A 19,122-nucleotide genomic window follows, 5' to 3' on the forward strand; every position below is an offset into this window, starting at 1 on the left:
GAACTCGACGCGCAGAGTCTGTTCGATCTTGTCGAGGATTTCGCGCTGCACCGGCTCCATGCGCAGCATCCGCTGCACGCATTCCAGCGCAAAGTCTTCGGGCAGGGCCGACAGGACGCGCGCCGCGTGGTCGGACTTGATCTTCGACAGCACGACGGCGACCGTCTGCGGGTATTCGTTCTTCAGATAGTTGGCCAGCACCGCTTCGTTGACGTTGCCCAGCTTGTCCCACATGGTGCGACCGGCCGGACCGCGGATTTCCTCCATCAGGGCATCGACCTTGTCCGACGGCAGGAAGGATTGCAGCAGGCGCTGGGTCTGTTCGTAAGACCCCATGATGGTGCCGGAATTGGACAGACCCGAGACGAATTCGACCAGCAGTTCTTCGACCACGTTCGAGGACACGGTGCCGAGCGACGACATGGCCTGAGAGATTTCCTTGATCTCTTCCTCGTCGAGCTGACGCCACAGCTCGGTATGCTCTTCGCCGAGCGCCAGCATGACCACGGCGGCTTTTTCCACGCCGTTCAGTCGTTTGGGGTCGTCTATGATGTTCTTCGCCATAGGTTACGCCTTAACTGTCGTGCAGCCACGACCGCAGAATCGAGATCGATTCTTCCGGGTGGCGTTCCACGAATTCCGATACGCGCTTGACCGATGAGGCCTTCACCTGACCTTCGATCTTGGCAATATCTATGCGGCTATCGACCGGCGAAAGCGCCAGTCCGGTGCCCGGCGCGCCCTGATAGTCCAGCGCCCCGGCGGGCACGGCGACCGGCACCCCATCGGCCCCCATCACCATCTGAACCGGGCCACCTGCACCGGCCAGAGCCGGCACACCGCCCGGCCCTGCCACCGCGCCGTTATTGACGAATTTCAGCAGCGGACGGGCGACGAAGAACAGCACCAGCAGCGCCACCACCAGCAGGATCAGCCACTGAATGGCCGTCACGATGTCGTCCTTGGTGAAATCAAACATGCCCGCCGAAGCCGCCGTGCCGCCCAGACCCGCCGCATCACGCGCAAAGCGGATATTGGTGACCTTAAGCTCATCCTTGCGGCCATTGGGGTTGGTCGCCGTCTGATCCGTATAGCCGATGGCGGCACGGACCAGCTCCTCGATCTGCTGCATGTCCTGCGCCGAGCGCGGAGCATAGGTCGGGGGCGACTTGCCATCGGCGGCCGGTGTCCAGGTGCCATCGACCACCACCGCCACGGCCAGCTTCTTTATGGCGCCCGGCGCGATGACTTCGGTCGTTTTGGTGTTGGAGATTTCGTAGTTGGTCAGTTCGCCGGTCGTCTCACTCTGATTACCCGTCGCGCCTTGTCCGGGGGCCGCCGCGCCGCCGGGGATATTGGCCTGCGCCGTCACCGTGCCGTTATTGGCGTTGTCGGTAGACGAATCGGTCGAAGTGTCCGTGCGGGTTGAGCGCACCACCTGACCGTCAGGGTCATACTGCGTTTGTTCGCGCGTCAGCGAGTTGAGGTCGAGGTCGGCCGTCACCGTCACGCGCGCCGCGCCGGGGCCGACCACGCCTTCGACAATATCCTTCACCCGCTTGCGCAGGGTTTCCTCGATCTCGGTCTTGCGCTCGGCCCCTCCGGCCCCCAGCAGGTTGTCATCTTCGCCACCGGCCGCCAGCAGACGGTTCTTGTCATCGACCAGCGTCACCGCATTGGCCTTGAGGTTCGGCACCGCACCCGCGACCAGATTGCGGATGGCGCGTACCTGTTCGCCGCTCAGTTCCGTATTGCTCAGCCCCACCACGACCGAAGCCGTGGGGGCTGCCGCCTCTTCCTGAAACAGTTCACGCTTGGGCATGACGAGGTGCACGCGCGCCGAATTGATGCCTTTCAACGAGGCGATGGTGCGCGCCAGTTCGCCTTCGAGGGCGCGCTGGTTGTTGAGGTTCTGCACAAATTCGGTCTGGCCCAGCGCCGGGGCCTTGTCGAACAGCTCATATCCCACGGAACCGGCTGTCGGCAGCCCCTTGGAGGCCAACATCAGGCGGGTTTCCCCCACCGTGTCGCGGTCCACCATCAGGGTCGAACCGTCGCCCTTGGCCTGATACTTGATCCCCGCCTGATCGAGCGCGGCGGTGATTTCAGAGGCTTCTTTCAGATCCAGATTGGAATAGAGCAGCGCCTGCGGCTTGCCCGTCATGTTCAGCGCAATCGCCGCCAGCACGGCAGCCACACCGATAGACACGCCGATAATGACGGCCAGACGGCTAAGCCCAAACTGTTTGAGGAAATCCACGACCCCGATACCCTGCCATCAGACACAACTACGGACCCGTTTGCGGGTCACTAGGCAGTAATTTCCCAGTGAAGCGTAAACGAGCCGTTAAGGGATCGGGTAAACGGGTAAATTCTTAATTTGCGCTTCGCCACAGGCGAAGCTCTTAGCCAAGATGCCAAATCCAGGCGAAGGGCCGCATTAAAAAGACTCAGAGCGTTTTCCGTATATCGGAAAACGCTCAGGGCCTGGATTTGACGATTCCATACATTGCGTTTCGGTTACGAAACGCAATGAGGTTAACGGTACTGCTGGATGCGCGTGGTGCGCAAACCCGCCATACCGTGGCTGTCGATCGCCTTCTGCCAGCCGAGGAATTCCTCGGAGGTAATGCCATAGCGTTCGCAGGCCTCTTCGAAGGTCAGCAAGCCCCCGCGCACAGCGGCCACGACTTCGGCCTTGCGCCGAATGACCCAACGCTCCGTTCCCGGCGGCGGCAGGTCGTTCAGGGTTAATTTGGCACCGGTTGGTCCAATCACGTATTTTTCGCCTTTGCTATCGCGGCGTTGTTCTTGCAGCATGATTCTTCACGCCTTTCTTACCATCACCATGGATGGCAAGATAACGCATGGAATCTAATATCCGCTTAATTGCCTTAGTAAATATATTACTAATAACGGCAGATCAGGATATTAACACTCCATTCACCATGCTTTACCGCTCGTTATTACAAGTTAATCAAACTCAATACTTAGCGCTTGATGTTTAGCAACTCTTGCATCATCTCATCGGCCGTGGTGATCGTTCTGGAATTTGCCGAATAAGCGCGTTGCGTGACGATCAGGTTGGTAAATTCTTCGGACAGATCGACGTCTGAGGCCTCAAGCGTCCCCACCCCCAGCAGACCCGCCCCGGAAACGCCCGGCACCTTCAGCGTCAGGGGACCGGAGTCATTGGAGACGGTGTAGGCATTACCCGACACCGGCGTCAGGCCGTCGGCATTGACGAAGGTCGCCAGAGCCAGTTGCGCGATGTCGCGCGTCGATCCGTTCTTGAAGATCGCCGTGACCAGCCCCTCTTTCGAGATCTGCACCTTGTCGAGACCAGAAAACGGCGTGCCATTGGCATCAACGCGATTGGTGCTGGCGGAGTTGAGCTGCGTCAGCCCGCCTTGCTCGCCATTGAATTCGACCTTCACCGTCTGAGCGGCGACGCCGATGGCGCTGTTCCAGTTGAAGCTGAGGTTCAGCGCGGTGGAACCCGTGGAGGCACCCGTCGAGTCCTGAATATCGCTCAGCTTGCCCGACGAATTATAGACCAGACGCCCGCGTGAGACGATCCCGTTGGTGGAGGCGGGGGTCGCCGGTGTCACGGTCGAGTCCTTCACATCCGGCGACCAGACTTCATAGGCCCAGGTATTGGCGGCGATGGGCGGCGTCGCGTCCGGGTTCGCAGCCAGCTTGATCATCGAAACGGTCAGCTTGCGCTCGCCGCCCTGACTGTCCGAGACCGGAATGGTGATTTCATAGTCCGGGCGCGTGGAGGTGGTCGTATCCGGGGCAGAGGCGTCGTAGGCCGCCATCGGCAGGGTGGTCGGGCTGGCCGCGTATTCATCGGCACGATCCGAAACCGCCTGATTGGCGTTCAGATTGCCGACAATTTCCGCAAACGTGGTCGGTTCGATCTGCGCCGCGATGTTTTCGACATTGATGGTGCGCAACTGGCTGAGGTCCGCCGCCGACAGGGTGGGGCTGCCGCCCGCCGCGATGGGCCATCCCTGAAGATAGAGGTTCGAGGCGTTGCGCAGATAGCCGTCTTCATCGGCAAAGAAGGAGCCGTCGCGGGTAAAGACGCGGGCGTCTTCGGCGCTCGGAACGGACGACTGTGTGGTGATGAAGAAGCCCTGACCGTCGATCCCGAGATCGAGCTGGCTCGACGCCTTTTGCAGGGTGCCGAGCGTCGAGATCATGTGACGGGTCGTTGAGGACACCCCGCCGGCATTATAGCCCGTGGGCGTGGAGGACGCCGTGACGATCGACTGAAAATCCGTGCGCACGCGCTTATAGGCGGTGGTGTTGGAGTTGGCGATATTGTTGGAAATCGCCGACAGGGCATTGGAATTGGAGGCCAGACCGGCAACGCCGGCCTGCATGGAGGCGCTCAGGCTCATAGTTCAGTCTCCAGACAAAAACGCAGGGAAAGGGAGAGGACGGGATCAGGCATCGGCGGTTTCACGCACGCCGGTGACGTAAGACATGGGGATCAGCGAGTAGCCCATACGCAGGACGATCTCGCCATTGATCAGTTCGGTGGCATCGACACGCTGCTGAACGGAAACGGCATTGGAAATGGTCGTGCCATTGGCCCCGGTGGCGGTGACCTTGAGCGTGTAATTGCCCTCCTTCACCGTGGCGCCGGTCGAATCCTTGCCGTCCCAGGTGAAGCTGTTGTCACCCTTGTTCAGCTGGTCAGAGGTGCCTTTCCAGACGGTCTTGCCGTCGGCATCGAGCACCTCGACATCCACCTGTGACGCCGAGTTGGCCAGTTCGTAATGCCAGGTGAGCGGCTTGTCCTTGAAGGTCTGGGTGTCGATATCGGCCACGGCGGTCTTGCCGATCATATTGACCGAATTGGCCACATTGCCCGCCCCGAGGCCCACCAGCGACTTCAGATACTCGTTGGCTTTCAGTTGCTGTTCGACGCTGGTGTACTGGACAAGCTGGTTCGTCCATTGTGTGGAATCCATCGGCGACAGCGGGTCCTGATTCTTTATCTGCGCCGTCAGCAGACCCAGAAAGGTCTCATAGGTGGTGGCCAGCCCACCGGTCGTTGAGGCGGTGGAGGATGTCCCGCTGGTATTCGTGCCGGACGTATTGGATACAGACGTGACCATGACAGTTCCTTACACGAGCAAACTGAGCGAAAGGGTACGCGCCGGGCCGTAACCATCGGCAGACAGGCGGGCATAAAAGGCGGGATCGGCAGACGCGGCCATAAGCTGCGCGTCGATGAGGGTATGGGCATCGGCGACCGTGGTATCGGCCTCCGGCACCGTTAATTCGTAGTCGGACGATTGCGAGGCCGTGTACTGACGACCGCGCCCCTGATCGCCGGAGGTAAAGCTCAGCGAGGCGTCATCCATCTGAAAGCCCGCCTGCTCCAGTTGGCGACGCAGATCGTCCTGACGGCCCTTGAACTCGCTCTCGGCCACCGGGCTGTCGAAACGCAGATGCGCCGTCAGCTTGCCGTCGTGGGCGATTTCCAGCTTCACCTCGACCTTACCCATGTCGGTGGGGCGCAGTTCCATATCGAAGCTGGTCGATTTGCTGCCCAGTCGCCGCGTGATCTGGGCGCTGAGGGCGGCGATGTTTTCGGCGGCGTGTGCCGACTGGCTATAGGTGCGGACGGTGTCCTGCGGCGTCGGCGCGGGCGGCGTGAAACGCACCCCACTGTCATTTTGCGGCAGGGTCTGGGCCTGAATTTGCGTGAGCGCCGGATTGGCGGCCTGTGAGGGCGGCTGGGCCTGTGCCGTCGTCGTCGGTGAGGCGCTGGTCTCTGAGGCGCCCTTCAGCGCACCGGACAGGGTTTGCAAAGTGTCGGACAAAGACCGGGCCTCGGCCTTCGTCGCCGACGTCACCGAGGTTTCAGCGGTTGTGTCCTTATCGGACGTCGGCTTCAGCTCATCGGACGCTGTGTCTTCGGTCCCCTCATCCGTTGTCTGAGGTGTGGCCTCTCCGGTCAGGGTCGGCAGGGGCAGCGCCACCGCGCCCTTGACGAGGGGGGAGGCTGACGCCGAGGCCGCAGCGGCGGGCGTTGGCGCGGCCTGAAGCGCTGGCGCGGCCTGCGTCCCTTCGCCCAATACCTGAGGCACGGTGGTCGCAGCCAGCGCCTCGGCGACTACGGTTTGCGCAGAGGCGGGCTGGGCGGCCGTGACCACGGGCTGAGGCGCTTGCTGCCCCAGCAGCGCGGCCAGCAGGTCGGGGCTCAGCTCCCCCGTCCCTTTTGCCGGCTCCGGCGTATCGTCAGCGGTTTCCGAAGACACGGTTTGCGGCAGCGGCCCGGCTTCGTCGGGTTGCACCGCCGCCAAAGCCTGCGTGAACAGAGTCGCGAGCGTCGCCTCCGCCTCGGCAGAGGCCGCAGCCGTGCCACCCGTCGCCACCATGGGGGCGCTCGGCAGAGGGGTCGCATTCGAAGGCAGCAGGTCTGCGGACAAAAGGAAAATCTTCGCTGAGGGCCGTCGCCTCCGTTCAGGGGCTGCGGCTGAGATCAGGCGAACGCCTTTTGCGTCCGGACATCGTCATCCGTTGATCGCAAAGGTCATGCCAAATTATAAATAATTGTTTTTATTGATTTTAATAAATAGCGCCCGGCGTATTTTGCCGGGACGATGCCCCCGCAGCCGGAACAAACTTGCCGGGGGACGCGCACTCTCTGCCGCCTGCCAGAACCGCCAGATCAGAGTGGCATCCTATTTGAAACCTTACTTTTAGTTTACGCATTGCGCCGCGCGCGGAAAAAAGCAAGTCAATGAAAAGTATGAATAAATTTTTCACCCTGGTCCGAAAAGGACGGCAAATTCTGCCGCTCGTCGGGCAAGGCTTGCCTAAACCGCCTCAGCGGGAGGCCTGATCATGTCGCTCAACTCGATCCTCAATATCGGTGCCTCCGGCCTGATGACGGCGCAAAGCCAGTTGCGCGTCGTTTCGGACAATATCTCGAACGTCAATACACCGGGCTATATCCGCAAGGTGGGCACCCAGCAGGCCAGCGTCATCGGCTCTCAGGGAGCGGGTGTGATGGCCGGTCAGGTCATGCTGGCCGCCGACAAATATCTGCAACAGGCGGCCGTGCGGGCCAATTCTTCCGCTTCGCAGGCCGAGGTTTTCCACGATCTGTTCGACCAGATTCAGTCGCAGTTTGGCGACCTGACCGACAAGAATGGCCTGTTCAATCTGGGCGACAAGGCCCTGTCGGCCGCCGGCACCGCGGCGGAAACCCCGGCGTCCAGCGCGGCGCGTCAGGAAGTGCTGTCGGCGCTTGAAAGCTTTTTCGACGAGAGCCAGCGCATTTCCGGAGAAATCCAGAACGCCCGCGCCAATGCCGACAGCCGCGTCGCCACGACGATCAAGGCAATCAATGACCTGATCAAAAACATTTCAGACCTCAATCCGACCATTTCGCAGGCCAATGTCAACGGCAGCGACGCGTCGGGGGCGCAGACCAAACAGACGGGCTATATCGACGAACTGTCAAAGCTGATCGACGTCGAGGTCAGCACCAACAGCAATGGCGGCGTGACGGTCCGCACCACCTCAGGCATGGTGCTGGCAGGCGATCAGCGGGCGGCCCTGTCCTATCAACCGACCAACCCCGTCACCGCCGCGACGAACTTCAACCCGATCATCGTCACCGGTCCGAACGGCGAAAAGCGTGATTTCTCCGAGCATATCAAGTCCGGTGAACTGCGCGGGCTTCTGGACGTGCGCGATAAAGAGTCCAGCGCCGTCAGCGCGCAACTGTCAGAATATATGTCGGTCTATGCCGATCAGCTCAATGCCGCGCACAACGCCGCCTCCGCCGTGCCTGCCCCGAACTCGCTGACGGGCAAGGCGATGAACCAGACCCTGGCCGAGGCCCTCAACGGCTTTGCCAATGCCGCCGGTACAGGCAGCGGCACGACCAGTCTGACCGTGCTCGACAACACCAACAAAATTGCCAGCCAGGTCGCCCTGACCTTCAGCCGCGACGCCTCCGGCAACAGCCAGGTGTCGATCAATGGCGGGACGGCGGTCCTGACCTCCGACTCGACCCTGCTGTCGCAGATCAATACGGCCCTGAATGGCACCGCAGCCCTCAGCTTCGCCGACGGCAAGCTGAGCTTCGCCGCCACCAACAGCACCTATGGCGTGGCCATCGGCGACGACCCGACCAGCCCGGCCCTGAAAAACGGCAAGGGCTTCTCGCACTTTTTCGGCCTGAACGATCTGGTGCGCAGCGACGTGCCCTTCGACTACGCCACCGGCCTGACGGCCAGCTCTGCCCACGGCTTCGACAGCGGCAGCGTGACGTTCAACGTGATGAACAGCTCTGGGTCGCGCGTGCAAACCGTGGACATCGCCTTCCCGGCGGGCGGTACTATGACGGATCTCGTCAATACGCTGAACGACACCTCCAGCGGGCTGGGCCGTTATGGCACCTTCTCGCTCAGCACCTCGGGCGAACTGACCTTCCGCGGCTTTGGCAATCCGGCCAACAGCCTGGGTATAGCCGAAGACTCCACCACGCGCCTTGGCACCGGCGCCTCGTTCAGCCAGATGTTCGGGCTGGGCGGGCTGGCGGCCGAACGCACGGATAGCCTGGCGCTCGACCCGACCATCGCCAACAATCTCGATCGTCTGTCGATGGCGACGCTGAACCTTTCGGCGGCTTCGGGAACACCGGCGCTGGTGGCCGGGGACGGCAGCGGGGCTCAGCGTCTGGCGGCCATCGCCACCAAAAGCGTCACCTTCAAGGCCGCCGGGACCAATGCGGGCGGTAGCTCGACCCTCACCCGCTATGCCGCCGACCTCGCCGGACAGGTGGGGGCCACCGCCGCGACGGCCAAGTCGCGCATGGACGGGGCCAACGCCCTCGCCGCCGAAGCCACCTCACGTCGCAGCGCCGCCGAAGGCGTCAACCTCGATGAGGAACTGATCAACCTGACCACCTATCAGCAGGCCTATTCGGCCTCCTCGCGCCTCATTCAGGCGGCGAAGGAGATGTACGATGTCCTGTTCAGAATGTTCTGAGGTAAATAAACATGCGTATCTCTACCGGTCAGATGTGGGGCAATGCCCTGTCGAACCTCATGCAGGCGCAAATCCGCAAGGACGAGGCCAATAATCAGCTATCGACGCAAAAGGTGGCGACCGACTACGCCGGCTATGGCCGCGGGGCGGAAATCATCGCCGCCTATCAGTCATCGCTGGAACGCATCACCGGTTACAGCCAGGTGGCGCAAAGCGTGTCTGACCGCCTCGACAGCCAGAATATCGCGCTGGAACGCGCCAGCGACGGCATTGCTACCGGCAAGGACGGGATTATGGACGCCATCGCCAGCAAGTCGCTGGATGGGCTGACCACCGTGCTGCAATCGAGCTATATGGCCTTTGCCGACGGCCTGAACTACAAACATCAGGGGACCTACCTGTTCGGCGGCGGCAATGAGGGCGAAGCCCCGCTGGCGGCCACTTCGCTGAATGATCTGGCCGCGACGGCTGTGGCCGATACCTTCAAGAATGGCAGCGTGAAAAAAGCCTCAAAGATCGACGCCACCACCACCCTGCAAACCGGTATGCTGGCCAGCGAAATTGGCGACGAAGGCGTCACCCTCTTTCGCGAAATGAAGGCCTTTATCGATGCCAATGCCCCCATGCAGGGCACCATGACCGATGCGCAGCAGGCCACGCTTCAGGGCTTCGCGACACGCATGAATGCCGCCTATACCAAGATGGTGGACCATACGGCGCTCAACGGTACGTTCCAGAATCGCGTCGAAAACACCCTGAAATCGCTGGAAGGTCAGGAAAGCAGCCTGAGCAATCTCATCTCGAACAAGACCGATATCAACATGGCCGACGCCTATACCAAGCTGGAACAGGCGGACCTGACGGTGCAGGCGGCGTCGCAGGTGGTGGCCAATCTCAAGTCGGTGTCCCTGCTCGACCTGCTGAGATAGGCGCGCTCACCGCTTTGTGAATTTATCCACAAGGCCGCAGGGTCTATTATAAGGACGTGGTCAGCCACATCCAAAGACCCCGCGCGGGGCCATCTGAATGTTGCGCCGTTCACGCCTGGGTCTGAAGGCCTTGAGATGAAAACCCGGGACGCCCTCCCGCCGGATCGTCGCCCCAAAGCCTTCGCATCCGCGCCTGAGCCGCCCATTCGGGATGAAAGCAAAAAGGCCCCGTCTTCCGGCGGGGCCTTCTGTTTTGAGCGGAATGATTTCTATAATCATTCCGCTCAAATAGTTGCACCGCCCCCTACTCTTTTGGTGGCAAAAGCCTTATTTAGCGAGCCATGACCGCGTCTGTACCTGCCTGCCCTGTGCCTGTTTTTGATACCGCCGATCTGGGCGAAGCGATTGCGCGCGTGCGCCACAGCGTCGGCCTGCCGCAAGGCGCGCGCGTCGTCGCGGCCATGTCAGGCGGGGTGGATTCGTCGGTCGCCGCCGCCCTTTTGCACGCCGCTGGCTATGAGGTGATTGGCGTCACGCTTCAGCTTTACGACCACGGACAGGCGCTGAAAAAGACCGGCGCCTGCTGTGCCGGGCAGGACATCCACGACGCCCGCATCGCCGCCGAAAAGATCGGTATTGCCCACTACGTGCTGGACTATGAGAGCCGCTTCAAGGACTCAGTGATCGAGGAGTTTGCCGACTCCTATCTGCGCGGCGAAACCCCGGTGCCGTGCATCCGCTGCAACCAGACGGTCAAGTTCCGCGACCTGCTGGACGTCGCCCGCGATCTGGGGGCTGAGGCCATGGCCACCGGCCACTATGTCGAACGCCGCGATACAGGCAACCGCGCCGAACTGCGCCGCGCCGTCGATCGCAACCGCGACCAGTCCTATTTCCTGTTCGCTACCACGCGCGAACAGCTCGATTTCCTGCGCTTTCCGCTGGCCGATATCCCCAAGCCGCAGGTGCGCGACATTGCCCGTCAGATGGGGCTCAACGTCGCCGCCAAGCCGGATTCGCAGGACATCTGCTTCGTGCCCGAAGGCAAGTACACCACCCTGATCGACCGGCTGCGTCCGCAGGGCCGCGAAGCGGGCGACATCGTGCACCTCGACGGGCGCGTTCTGGGGCGGCATCAGGGCATTACCGGCTATACGATTGGCCAGCGGCGCGGGCTCAATATCGCCGTGGGCGAGCCCTTGTTTGTCATCAAGCTCGATGCCGAGACGCGCCGGGTTATCGTCGGCCCGCGTGAAGCCCTGAACACGGCTGCCCTCGTCATGAAGGAAACCAACTGGCTGGGCGATCACGAGACGCTGGAAACCGCCGCCGCCGCCCAACTGCCGGTGCTGGCGCGCGTGCGTTCGACCCGCCCGCCGGTCCCGGCGCGGCTTAACCTGCATGAGGGTCAGGTCGAGGTGGTATTTGACGCTTCGGAAGAAGGCGTCGCCCCCGGTCAGGCCTGCGTCCTCTATGATCCGGCGGACGAGGACCGCGTGCTGGGCGGCGGCTTTATTGAACGCACCCGCGCCATAGAGTTTGCGGTTTAATCCACAGCGATACCTTTGCGGGCATAGAGTTCCGACAGGGTCATACCCCGGCCGTCTTCGCGCGCCTTCAGCACACTGTGTTCGCCGATCATCTCACCGCAGGCCTCGCATTGGGGCTGGGTGATAAAGAGGCCCTTGCAGTCGTCGTGAACCAGCTCAAAGAAGGGGCCATCGTCGTCATCATAGACGTGCTGACGCCCCCATCCGTAGAGCGCGACCAGCACGCCCTTGAGGCTGCGCCCCTTTTCGGTCAGCACATATTCGTGGCGCAGCGGGCGTTCGGAATACACCACGGCCTGCATCAGGCCCAGCGCCACCAGACGCTTTAACCGCGCCGCCAGCACATTGCGCGCCACGCCCAGGCTCTTTTGCCATTGCTCAAAGCGGCTATGCCCCAGAAAGGCATTGCGCACGATGAGCAGGGTCCACGGTTCTCCGACGATGTCTATGGCCGCCGCAATGGCGCACCTTTCGCCGGAATAGTCAGCCGATCGTCCCATAATATGTGTCTTTTCTTCTGTGCGACATCAGCCATGACGTCGCCACACCCCATGTCCAAGGCTTACGGACAGTGGGTTGATGAAAACCTAAAATTCAGGGCTAACGGAGGCCTGAGAATGCGATTAAATCTAAAAAACGGGACTATTTCAGACGCGCCGGTATTTAGGCACCAGAGCATTGTTTTTGCTTACGGATTAAAGGCAAACAGGGTCGCCACGGCGCGGCTTAAACGCACCTCATCACTGTGGACAAAGTCCTGATCGAAGGCTTGCCCGTTCCAGTGCACCAGTACCGTTACGCCGTCATCCAGAGACAGGATCAGACCGTCGGTATGCGTTTCGATATCGCCATTGCAGTGGTCGGCAAAGCTGCCGCAATCGACGGCATAGGTCGCCGCCGGGGCACGCTGCACCTGAGCCGCCAGACGCGCATCCAGGCTGATGATCTTGACCTCTTCGCCACGACCGAGGCGCATATAGACGGCCTGACGGTCGCCCTCTTCGGCGCTGAACACCACGTCGTCGATACGGCCATCGCCGTCAAAGTCGCCCTTGAGCGAGGTGGACAGACCGTTAAAGGGGGCCCTGGACACATCGGTGCGCAGATCGGCGGCACCGGCGGTGCCCGCTAACATCATACCCACCATCGCGATTGCCAGTGCCCGCATCATCGTCTCCGCCTGTGTGCAGCGTTGTTATCCCGTATGGGTACAGGATGTGGCTGCCTGTCCTGTTCTAAGCAGGAACGGTGCCAACCACTGCCACAAAGGTTAACGGCGGTAAAGACCTTTCGTTAACCAAACACGGGATTGAGACGATTAGGTTTTTCGTGCGTCCGGCGTAACGCGGTTAACGCTGTGTGTGCCGTACAGGGACGTGTTGCACGTCCTTTGTCCGGATTTACGGCTTGAGCGGGATTTCGCCGATGACCACCGGAGCCGGGGTATCGCGGCGGATATTGCCCTTATCGTCAAACTCCGACCACTGACTGCGCGCCACAAAGACGAAGCGGTCACCGATCACCTGACCGCCGCTCGGTTCCTCAAGGTCGGGGTGCCCGCGCAGCAGGACCTCGGCCTTTTCCACCGCGCTCCAGTCGGCACTCATCCGCAGGCGCAGGATACGGTTGGGTTTAAAGCCGTTTTGTACGGCAATCAGGTCGTTGCCGTAGCGATATAGTCCGTCAATCCCCAGCAGTGCCGCCCCCGCAGGCGCAACCAGCCGCGTCAGGGTCCCCTTGCCCAGATCGACGCGGTAAAGCCCCGACGCATAGTCGGCGACGATCAGCGCGCTGGCGTCAGCATTCTCCACAAGCCCCTGCGGTGAGCCGAGATAGCCTTCGGGGATCAGCACCTGTAGCTTGCCCTGATAGCCGGTCAGGCGCAGCACCTCGCCCGTATTGCCATCCGACACATAGAGGTCTTCCTTACCCGCATGCAGGTCGGCCAGCCGACGGTCCGGCCGCTTGTCTTCGAACTGCGCCAGTATCTTGCCCGTGGCCAGATCGACCTTGATCAGCTTGGAGACAATTTTGGCATCGGGCGCATAGCCCACGGTCTGACGCGACGCCGAGGTCGAGGCCCACAGAACGCCGTCCCTGACCGCGATGGCATTGGCGGCCACACCGGCCCGCAACGACAGGCGCTTGTCTATGCCCGCGTCGGTGAGCGGCCCGACGACGCCGTTGCGCAGGCTGGTGGCCAGAAGCGTCCCGTCGTCAAGCACCGCCACCCCTTCGACCAGAGTGAGGCCGGTCAGGCGATTGAGCGTCTTCAGGCTGCCGATGCGCGCCGTATTGGCCGCCTGAAGCGATTCCAGATCGGCGTCCCAGATCGCGTTGAGTTCCGGATAACGCCCCAGATCGAGCACCAGACCCCGCTTCAGATAGTCGATCAGCGCCGCCCGCGCCGCCGGTTTGCGCTTCAGCTCCAGCGCCGCCTGCGCCTTCAGCAGCAGGACCGACGGCGAATCCGGCAAAATCTCCCCCGCCTGCGTCAGGCGGTCGAGCGCGGTCTGACGATCATCCTTCTGCAGGGCGGCCATGCCTTCGGCGCGCAGGGCATGAAAGCGGCCAAGGTCAGAGGCCGGGTCAATCTTTTGCGCGGCGGCGGGGCCCGCCATTACCGCGGCCAATACCGCCAACGCGATCAGGGACGTCTTCATCCGGTCCTCTCTCATCCATTCAACCCGACGAAAACCTAACCGTCTGCTCCGGGGACGACAAGTTTCAACGGCAAGGCGGTCGTGGTTTTCACCGAGCGGATGACGATACGACTTTCTATGGCGGAAACGAGGTCGGAGGCCAATAATTTGTCGCGCATGAAGTCGTCATAGGCGTGCATGTCGCGCGTCACGATACGCAGCATATAGTCTTCACGCCCGGTCACCGTGGCGCAGGAGACGATTTCCGGCCATTCGGCCAGCCGCGCCTCAAAGGCTTCGAGGTTTTCGCGCGACGGCAAAGACAGCTTGACCGCCGCATAGACCTCAAAACCCAGCCCCAGTTGGTCGGGCTCCAGCAACGTCACGCGCTTGCGGATGACGCCTATGTCTTCCAGCCGTTTCAGACGCCGCCAGCAAGGTGAGGGCGACAGATTGACCTTCTCGGCAATCTCCGCCACCGACAGGTTGGCATCTTCCTGCACCAGGGTCAGTATCCGCGCATCCAGTTCGTCGATATCAGCGGACACCTTTGCCCCCTCGTCTGCATTTTGTGAAAAGTCATTTCCATAAAAGCGCATTGTGCAAAAAAATCCACCCTTATTCCGCTGACTGACCGTCTGCGCGACGAGAAAACCGTCCCTTTCGGGCGCGAGGCCTTTTCGTGGCACACACACCGGAGTACACCGGGGCAAAGGGAGCCGCTCATGCGTATTATCAATCTGATGCTGGCCAAGGGACGCGGCGGGCTGGAAAGCATGGCCGTGCGCTATCACGAGGCTCTGGTGGCCGAAGGCTTTGAGGTGCTGAGCATCGGTCACGCCAAAGGCGTGCTGGCCGAAAAGCTCAAACCCGCACAGTTCGCCCGCCTCAACAGCGGCTTTACCGGTGACCCGCTGGCGGCCTTGCGCCTGAAAGCGCTGGCCAAACGCTTTCAGGCCGATCTGATCATCGCCCACGGCAACCGCGCCATCGCTCTGGCCGGGCACCCGCTGGCGGGGCTGGGGCGTCAGACTCTGGGGGTGGTGCACAATTTCCGCTTCAAGCCGGGCCTGACCAAACTGCGCGCCGCCATCGCCGTGTCGCCCGCCGTTCAGGCCGCCATTACCGCCCGTTATCCGCGACTGGACACGCACCTGCTGGAAAACTTCACGCCGCTGGTCATGCACCCGGTCAAGACCTTTCCCCTCGATGCGCCGCGTGTCGGCTCGCTGGGGCGGCTGCATGTCAACAAAGGCTTTGACGTGCTGATCCGCGCCGCAGGTCTTCTGCGCGACCGCGGCGCCGAGGTATCGCTGCTCATTGCCGGAGACGGCCCGGAAAAGGCGGCGCTGGAGGCGCTGATCGCCGAACTGAAGCTGGAAGACCGCGTCACCCTTCCGGGCTGGATCGAACCGGCAGGCGACTTTGTGGCGTCGCTCGACCTGTTCGTCCTGTCGTCGCGCGTTGAGCCCTTCGGACTGGTGGTGGCCGAAGCCATGGCCGCTGGCGTCCCCATCGTCTCCACCCGCATCGACGGGCCGCGCCATATCCTTCAGGACGGCGAACTGGCCACCCTGATCCCGCCCGAAGACCCGCAGGCTCTGGCCGAGGCCATTGAGGCCATCCTGCAGGACTGGCTGCCCATACTCGACCGCGCCTGCCACGCGCAGGCCCATGCGCTGGAAACCTACGGCCTGATCGCCGGTCATGCGCGCCTCAAGAGCCTTATCAACTCATTTCACCCGGAAAACTGAAAAAGCGCACTTGAACCCCCGGCTCAATTTGGATATAGCGGGCGCCTTCCCAAGGCGTGGACCTTTGTCCGCCTGCGGAAACCCGGCTGGTTGGGTAGCTCAGATGGTTAGAGCGGCGGATTCATAACCCGCAGGTCGGCGGTTCGATCCCGCCTCCAACCACCACCTTCTCCTTCAAAAATCTCTGCATGGCTGTCGCTCGCATCCCTGCCACGGGTAGCCATCCTGTCGAATGTGATGTAACTACCCCAACTCTTTTTTGCGCCTCTTGATTTTAGAAACCCATGACCCCTGCACCCCATGCCGAGCTATTGTCCGAAGTGATCGACCTGATCTTCCCGGACGCCCTGCCGACCCCGGCCGAGCTGGAAGCCCGTTACCCCCCGCGCGACCTGCCGCAAGGGGCCATGGTCACCCGCGCCGGCCCCAGCCCGACGGGCATGATGCACATTGGCACCCTCTATGTCGGCCTGCTGTCCGAACGTTTCGCGCAGCAAAGCGGCGGCGTCTTCTTCCTGCGCATCGAAGACACCGACAAGAAGCGTGAGGTCGAAGGCGCCACGGACTTTATCTCCAGCGCCTTTGAGCACTTCGGCGTCGTCGTAAACGAAGGCCGCGACGTTCAGGGCGTCGAGCACGGTGCCTATGGCCCCTATACCCAAAGCGCCCGCATGAGCCTCTATCAGGCCTATGTCCGCCACCTGATGCAGGAGGGCAAGGCCTATCCCTGCTTCTGCTCGCCCGAAGAACTGGACGAACTGCGCACGCGCCAGCAACTGCGCAGCGTCGCCCCCGGCTATTACGGCGACTGGGCCATCTGGCGTCACAAGCCGCTGGAAGAGGCGCTTGAGGCCCTCAAGGCTGGCAAGCCCTATGTGATCCGCTTCCGCTCGCCCGGCAATCCGGCCGAAAAGGTCGCCGTCACCGATCTGATCTTCGGTGAGCGCACCTTCCCGGAAAGCGATCAGGACATCGTCATCATGAAGTCCGACCGCCTGCCGACCTATCACCTCGCCCACGCCGTCGATGACCACCTGATGCGCACCACCCACGTCATCCGCGGCGATGAGTGGCTGGCCTCGCTGCCGACGCACCTGCAACTGTTCCAGTCGCTGGGCTGGACGCCGCCGACCTATGCGCATATCGCGCCGATCAACAAGCTGGACGGGTCGTCCAAGCGCAAGCTGAGCAAGCGCAAGGACCCGGAAGCCAGCGTCATCTACTTCATGGATCACGGCTATCCGCCCGCCGCCCTGATCGAATACCTGCTCAACCTGGCCAACTCCAATTTCGAAGACTGGCGCAAGGAAAACCCCACCGCCGATTACCGCAGCTTCCCGCTGTCGTTCGAGCGTCTGGCCAAGAGCAACGGACCGCTGTTCGACTTCACCAAGCTCGATAACATCAGCCGCGACATCGTGGCCCGCCTGAGCGCCGAAGAAGTCTATGCGCAGATCGTCGAATGGGCCAAACAGCATGACGCCCCCTTTGCGGCGGTGCTGGAGGCCGAAAAGGCCTACGCCACCGCCATCCTGTCGATCGAGCGCGGCGGCCCGAACGCGCGCAAGGACATCGCCAAATGGCAGGACGCCAGGGCCCTGATGGCGCCCTTCTTCGACTCCGAATTTACCTCCACGGCCGAAGACGCGCTGAGCGTTCTGGGCAATCGCACGGCCGAAGAGGTGCGTGAGATCGTGAGCGACTTCATGGGCGTCTATGATGAGGCCGACAGCAAGGAAGCGTGGTTCGATAAGGTCAAGACCATTGCCCGCGAGCGCGGCTTTGCCGAAAAGGCCGGCGATTACAAGCGCAACCCCGAACTCTACAAAGGCACGGTCGCCGACGTGGCCAAGATCTTCCGCGTCCTGCTTCTGGGCCAGCCGCAAACGCCCGACCTGCATGAGGTCATGGCCGCGATGGGACGCGACCGCGTGATCAAACGCCTGACGCGCGTGTAGTCGTCTGACACACATTGCCACCCCGGAAGGCCCACCCGCGAAGGTGGGCCTTTTTGGTGAGTCCCCCTGTTTGGAGCGATGTACGGAACCACCCTGCCTTATACCTCCCGGCTTGTTGGGTTATAGCGCCCGCGGTCAGATCTCCCTCCCTTACACCTCCCTGCACTTCAGTGCGGGGAGCCGGGCGGCCGGTGCCGGGGACCGCACAACTGAGCGCAGCGAAGGCGATGCGGGGGTGGGGTGATGCGAACCCGCCGCCCACGCCGGTGTTGAAACTCAGAAAGCCCCCACCACCACATCTCACCTGTCTTCGCTTAGGCTCAGACAGGCTCGTGCGGTCCCCCTCCCCAGTAACCTGGGGAGGTATAAGGAAGGGCGATCCCCCAAGGTTGGCAGGCGGGTGTCCGGGTGGCGCGGGACGGTGGCTTTTCTTGCCCTCGGTCCCTGCGTTGCGGGGAAGGTTCACACCTCCCTTATACCTCCCCAACTTGTTGGGGAGGGGGACCGCACGAGCCTGATGCGCGTAGCGACATCAGGTGAGATGCGGTGGTGGGGGGTCTTTCTTTCCCAAAACCCACCCGCTGACATTTGCAAAACCCCGCGTCAGGCCCCACTCACGGTGGGGCGGTTGGGGGCTGTGTCTGCGTCCCTTGCCGACGCAATTGCGACACCAGTTGCGCCGCTTTCGACGGCTGCGGCGTCAGACCGGGCAGGGCCGCCGGAGCGAGGGGCGCTTTCGGACGAAACCCAGCCCCCGCAGCCCTCACCGGCGCCTGAGCCCCCGCCATCGGCGTCACCCCCGGCACAGGCAGGGGACGATCAACCACCTTGGCCGCCTCAGGCTTAACCCCTTTTGGCGCAGGCGCTGGCACTGCGTCGGCTTGAGGGCGGGGCGAGGTGGCTTCGCGTTTCGCCGCCTCCCACCACGGCCCCAGCTCGGTGCGCCGCGCCTGCGCCCACTTCAGCGTTCCGGCCAATGAGACGCGCGCCTTGAGCGCTTCGTTGTAGTGCTGCGCCCGCTCGGCCTCCAGCTTGCGCGGATCAGGGGCCTGGGTTTCGGCGCGGTCGCAGCGGCTATAGATGCGCTCAATGACCGCCGCCACGCGCACCGCGCGCTCAACGCCTTGCATGTCTTCGGGATCGTCCAGAGCCTCAGCGCGCAGCAGCATCCGGTCGGCAAAGGCGCGCAAACGGCGGCGCCGAACCTCCGGGCTTAGTCTCTCCTCTGTGCTGTGCGTGTCCAAAGCCATGCCCACAGGATG

14 protein-coding genes, 1 tRNA gene and 2 pseudogenes are annotated in these 19,122 nt (G+C 62.3%); 6 read left to right on the top strand and 11 right to left on the bottom strand.

All coding sequences use genetic code 11. The features are described 5' to 3' along the window. The 6 genes and pseudogenes from LDL37_RS13450 to LDL37_RS13475 all read right to left on the bottom strand — a co-directional run. Positions 1–564: pseudogene (locus tag LDL37_RS13450) on the bottom strand (flagellar motor switch protein FliG); the annotation flags it as partial. A 10-nt stretch (positions 565–574) separates the two neighbouring features. Next, the gene (gene fliF / locus LDL37_RS13455; RefSeq protein WP_290799247.1) at positions 575–2,260 is read right to left on the bottom strand and encodes a flagellar basal-body MS-ring/collar protein FliF; all 1,686 of its coding nucleotides are present in this window, start codon (positions 2,258–2,260) and stop codon (positions 575–577) included. 278 nt (positions 2,261–2,538) lie between these two features. Continuing rightward, positions 2,539–2,820 (bottom strand): DUF1153 domain-containing protein, encoded by a 282-nt coding sequence (locus tag LDL37_RS13460; RefSeq protein ID WP_013478113.1) that lies wholly within the window; start codon positions 2,818–2,820, stop codon positions 2,539–2,541. Between the two features lie 170 nt (positions 2,821–2,990). Beyond that, entirely contained in the window at positions 2,991–4,409 is a 1,419-nt protein-coding gene (locus LDL37_RS13465; RefSeq protein WP_290799249.1) for a flagellar hook protein FlgE, read from the bottom strand. Between the two features lie 45 nt (positions 4,410–4,454). Beyond that, the gene (locus tag LDL37_RS13470; protein ID WP_290799251.1) at positions 4,455–5,132 is read right to left on the bottom strand and encodes a flagellar hook capping FlgD N-terminal domain-containing protein; all 678 of its coding nucleotides are present in this window, start codon (positions 5,130–5,132) and stop codon (positions 4,455–4,457) included. A 9-nt stretch (positions 5,133–5,141) separates the two neighbouring features. After that, on the bottom strand, positions 5,142–6,452 hold the full coding sequence (locus tag LDL37_RS13475; protein WP_290799253.1) for a flagellar hook-length control protein FliK: 1,311 nt from the start codon (positions 6,450–6,452) through the stop codon (positions 5,142–5,144). A gap of 418 nt (positions 6,453–6,870) precedes the next feature. Here LDL37_RS13475 and flgK point away from each other — a divergent pair, with 418 nt between their 5' ends. The 3 genes from flgK (at position 6,871) to mnmA (ending at position 11,506) form a co-directional block, all read left to right on the top strand. Beyond that, on the top strand, positions 6,871–9,027 hold the full coding sequence (gene flgK / locus LDL37_RS13480; RefSeq protein WP_290799255.1) for a flagellar hook-associated protein FlgK: 2,157 nt from the start codon (positions 6,871–6,873) through the stop codon (positions 9,025–9,027). An 11-nt stretch (positions 9,028–9,038) separates the two neighbouring features. Beyond that, complete coding sequence (locus LDL37_RS13485) at positions 9,039–9,956, top strand: flagellin (RefSeq protein WP_290799257.1); 918 nt, start codon at positions 9,039–9,041, stop codon at positions 9,954–9,956. A 341-nt stretch (positions 9,957–10,297) separates the two neighbouring features. Continuing rightward, positions 10,298–11,506, top strand: a complete 1,209-nt coding sequence (mnmA, locus tag LDL37_RS13490; RefSeq protein WP_290799259.1) for a tRNA 2-thiouridine(34) synthase MnmA — start codon at positions 10,298–10,300, stop codon at positions 11,504–11,506. Here the strand turns inward: mnmA and LDL37_RS13495 are convergent. The 4 genes from LDL37_RS13495 to LDL37_RS13510 form a co-directional block, all read right to left on the bottom strand. Further along, positions 11,503–12,006 carry a helix-turn-helix domain-containing protein gene (locus tag LDL37_RS13495; protein WP_290799262.1) on the bottom strand — a complete coding sequence of 168 codons (504 nt, stop codon included), beginning with the start codon at positions 12,004–12,006 and terminating at the stop codon, positions 11,503–11,505. The two genes, mnmA and LDL37_RS13495, sit on opposite strands and share 4 nt — an antisense overlap. A 188-nt stretch (positions 12,007–12,194) precedes the next feature. Further along, positions 12,195–12,674: a hypothetical protein gene (locus LDL37_RS13500; protein WP_290799264.1), complete on the bottom strand. Its 480-nt coding sequence runs from the start codon at positions 12,672–12,674 to the stop codon at positions 12,195–12,197. Between the two features lie 232 nt (positions 12,675–12,906). Beyond that, on the bottom strand, positions 12,907–14,169 hold the full coding sequence (locus tag LDL37_RS13505) for a hypothetical protein (RefSeq protein ID WP_290799266.1): 1,263 nt from the start codon (positions 14,167–14,169) through the stop codon (positions 12,907–12,909). A 35-nt stretch (positions 14,170–14,204) separates the two neighbouring features. Next, positions 14,205–14,696 carry an Lrp/AsnC family transcriptional regulator gene (locus LDL37_RS13510; RefSeq protein WP_107877430.1) on the bottom strand — a complete coding sequence of 164 codons (492 nt, stop codon included), beginning with the start codon at positions 14,694–14,696 and terminating at the stop codon, positions 14,205–14,207. Between the two features lie 177 nt (positions 14,697–14,873). Here LDL37_RS13510 and LDL37_RS13515 point away from each other — a divergent pair, with 177 nt between their 5' ends. The 3 genes from LDL37_RS13515 to gltX all read left to right on the top strand — a co-directional run bounded on the left by LDL37_RS13515 (position 14,874) and on the right by gltX (position 17,860). Continuing rightward, entirely contained in the window at positions 14,874–15,902 is a 1,029-nt protein-coding gene (locus LDL37_RS13515) for a glycosyltransferase (protein WP_290799270.1), read from the top strand. An 88-nt stretch (positions 15,903–15,990) separates the two neighbouring features. Next, positions 15,991–16,067: transfer RNA gene (locus tag LDL37_RS13520), tRNA-Met, on the top strand. Positions 16,068–16,186: 119 nt separating this feature from the next. Continuing rightward, on the top strand, positions 16,187–17,860 hold the full coding sequence (gltX, locus tag LDL37_RS13525) for a glutamate--tRNA ligase (RefSeq protein ID WP_290799272.1): 1,674 nt from the start codon (positions 16,187–16,189) through the stop codon (positions 17,858–17,860). 614 nt (positions 17,861–18,474) lie between these two features. On the opposite strand, the pseudogene LDL37_RS13530 reads toward gltX, so the two are convergent. Further along, positions 18,475–19,122 (bottom strand): annotated as a pseudogene (locus tag LDL37_RS13530) (hypothetical protein); the annotation flags it as partial.

Source organism: Asticcacaulis sp. (assembly GCF_020217185.1).
In the GTDB taxonomy this organism is placed as follows: Bacteria; Pseudomonadota; Alphaproteobacteria; order Caulobacterales; family Caulobacteraceae; genus Asticcacaulis.

Coding starts and splice junctions, on each gene's coding strand:
- gltX (WP_290799272.1), top strand. CDS start 16,187: ATGACCCCTGCACCCCATGCCGAGCTATTGTCCGAAGTGATCGACCTG.
- mnmA (WP_290799259.1), top strand. CDS start 10,298: ATGACCGCGTCTGTACCTGCCTGCCCTGTGCCTGTTTTTGATACCGCC.
- flgK (WP_290799255.1), top strand. CDS start 6,871: ATGTCGCTCAACTCGATCCTCAATATCGGTGCCTCCGGCCTGATGACG.
- LDL37_RS13500 (WP_290799264.1), bottom strand. CDS start 12,674: ATGCGGGCACTGGCAATCGCGATGGTGGGTATGATGTTAGCGGGCACC.
- LDL37_RS13470 (WP_290799251.1), bottom strand. CDS start 5,132: ATGGTCACGTCTGTATCCAATACGTCCGGCACGAATACCAGCGGGACA.
- LDL37_RS13485 (WP_290799257.1), top strand. CDS start 9,039: ATGCGTATCTCTACCGGTCAGATGTGGGGCAATGCCCTGTCGAACCTC.
- LDL37_RS13495 (WP_290799262.1), bottom strand. CDS start 12,006: ATGGGACGATCGGCTGACTATTCCGGCGAAAGGTGCGCCATTGCGGCG.
- LDL37_RS13465 (WP_290799249.1), bottom strand. CDS start 4,409: ATGAGCCTGAGCGCCTCCATGCAGGCCGGCGTTGCCGGTCTGGCCTCC.
- LDL37_RS13505 (WP_290799266.1), bottom strand. CDS start 14,169: ATGAAGACGTCCCTGATCGCGTTGGCGGTATTGGCCGCGGTAATGGCG.
- LDL37_RS13460 (WP_013478113.1), bottom strand. CDS start 2,820: ATGCTGCAAGAACAACGCCGCGATAGCAAAGGCGAAAAATACGTGATT.
- LDL37_RS13515 (WP_290799270.1), top strand. CDS start 14,874: ATGCGTATTATCAATCTGATGCTGGCCAAGGGACGCGGCGGGCTGGAA.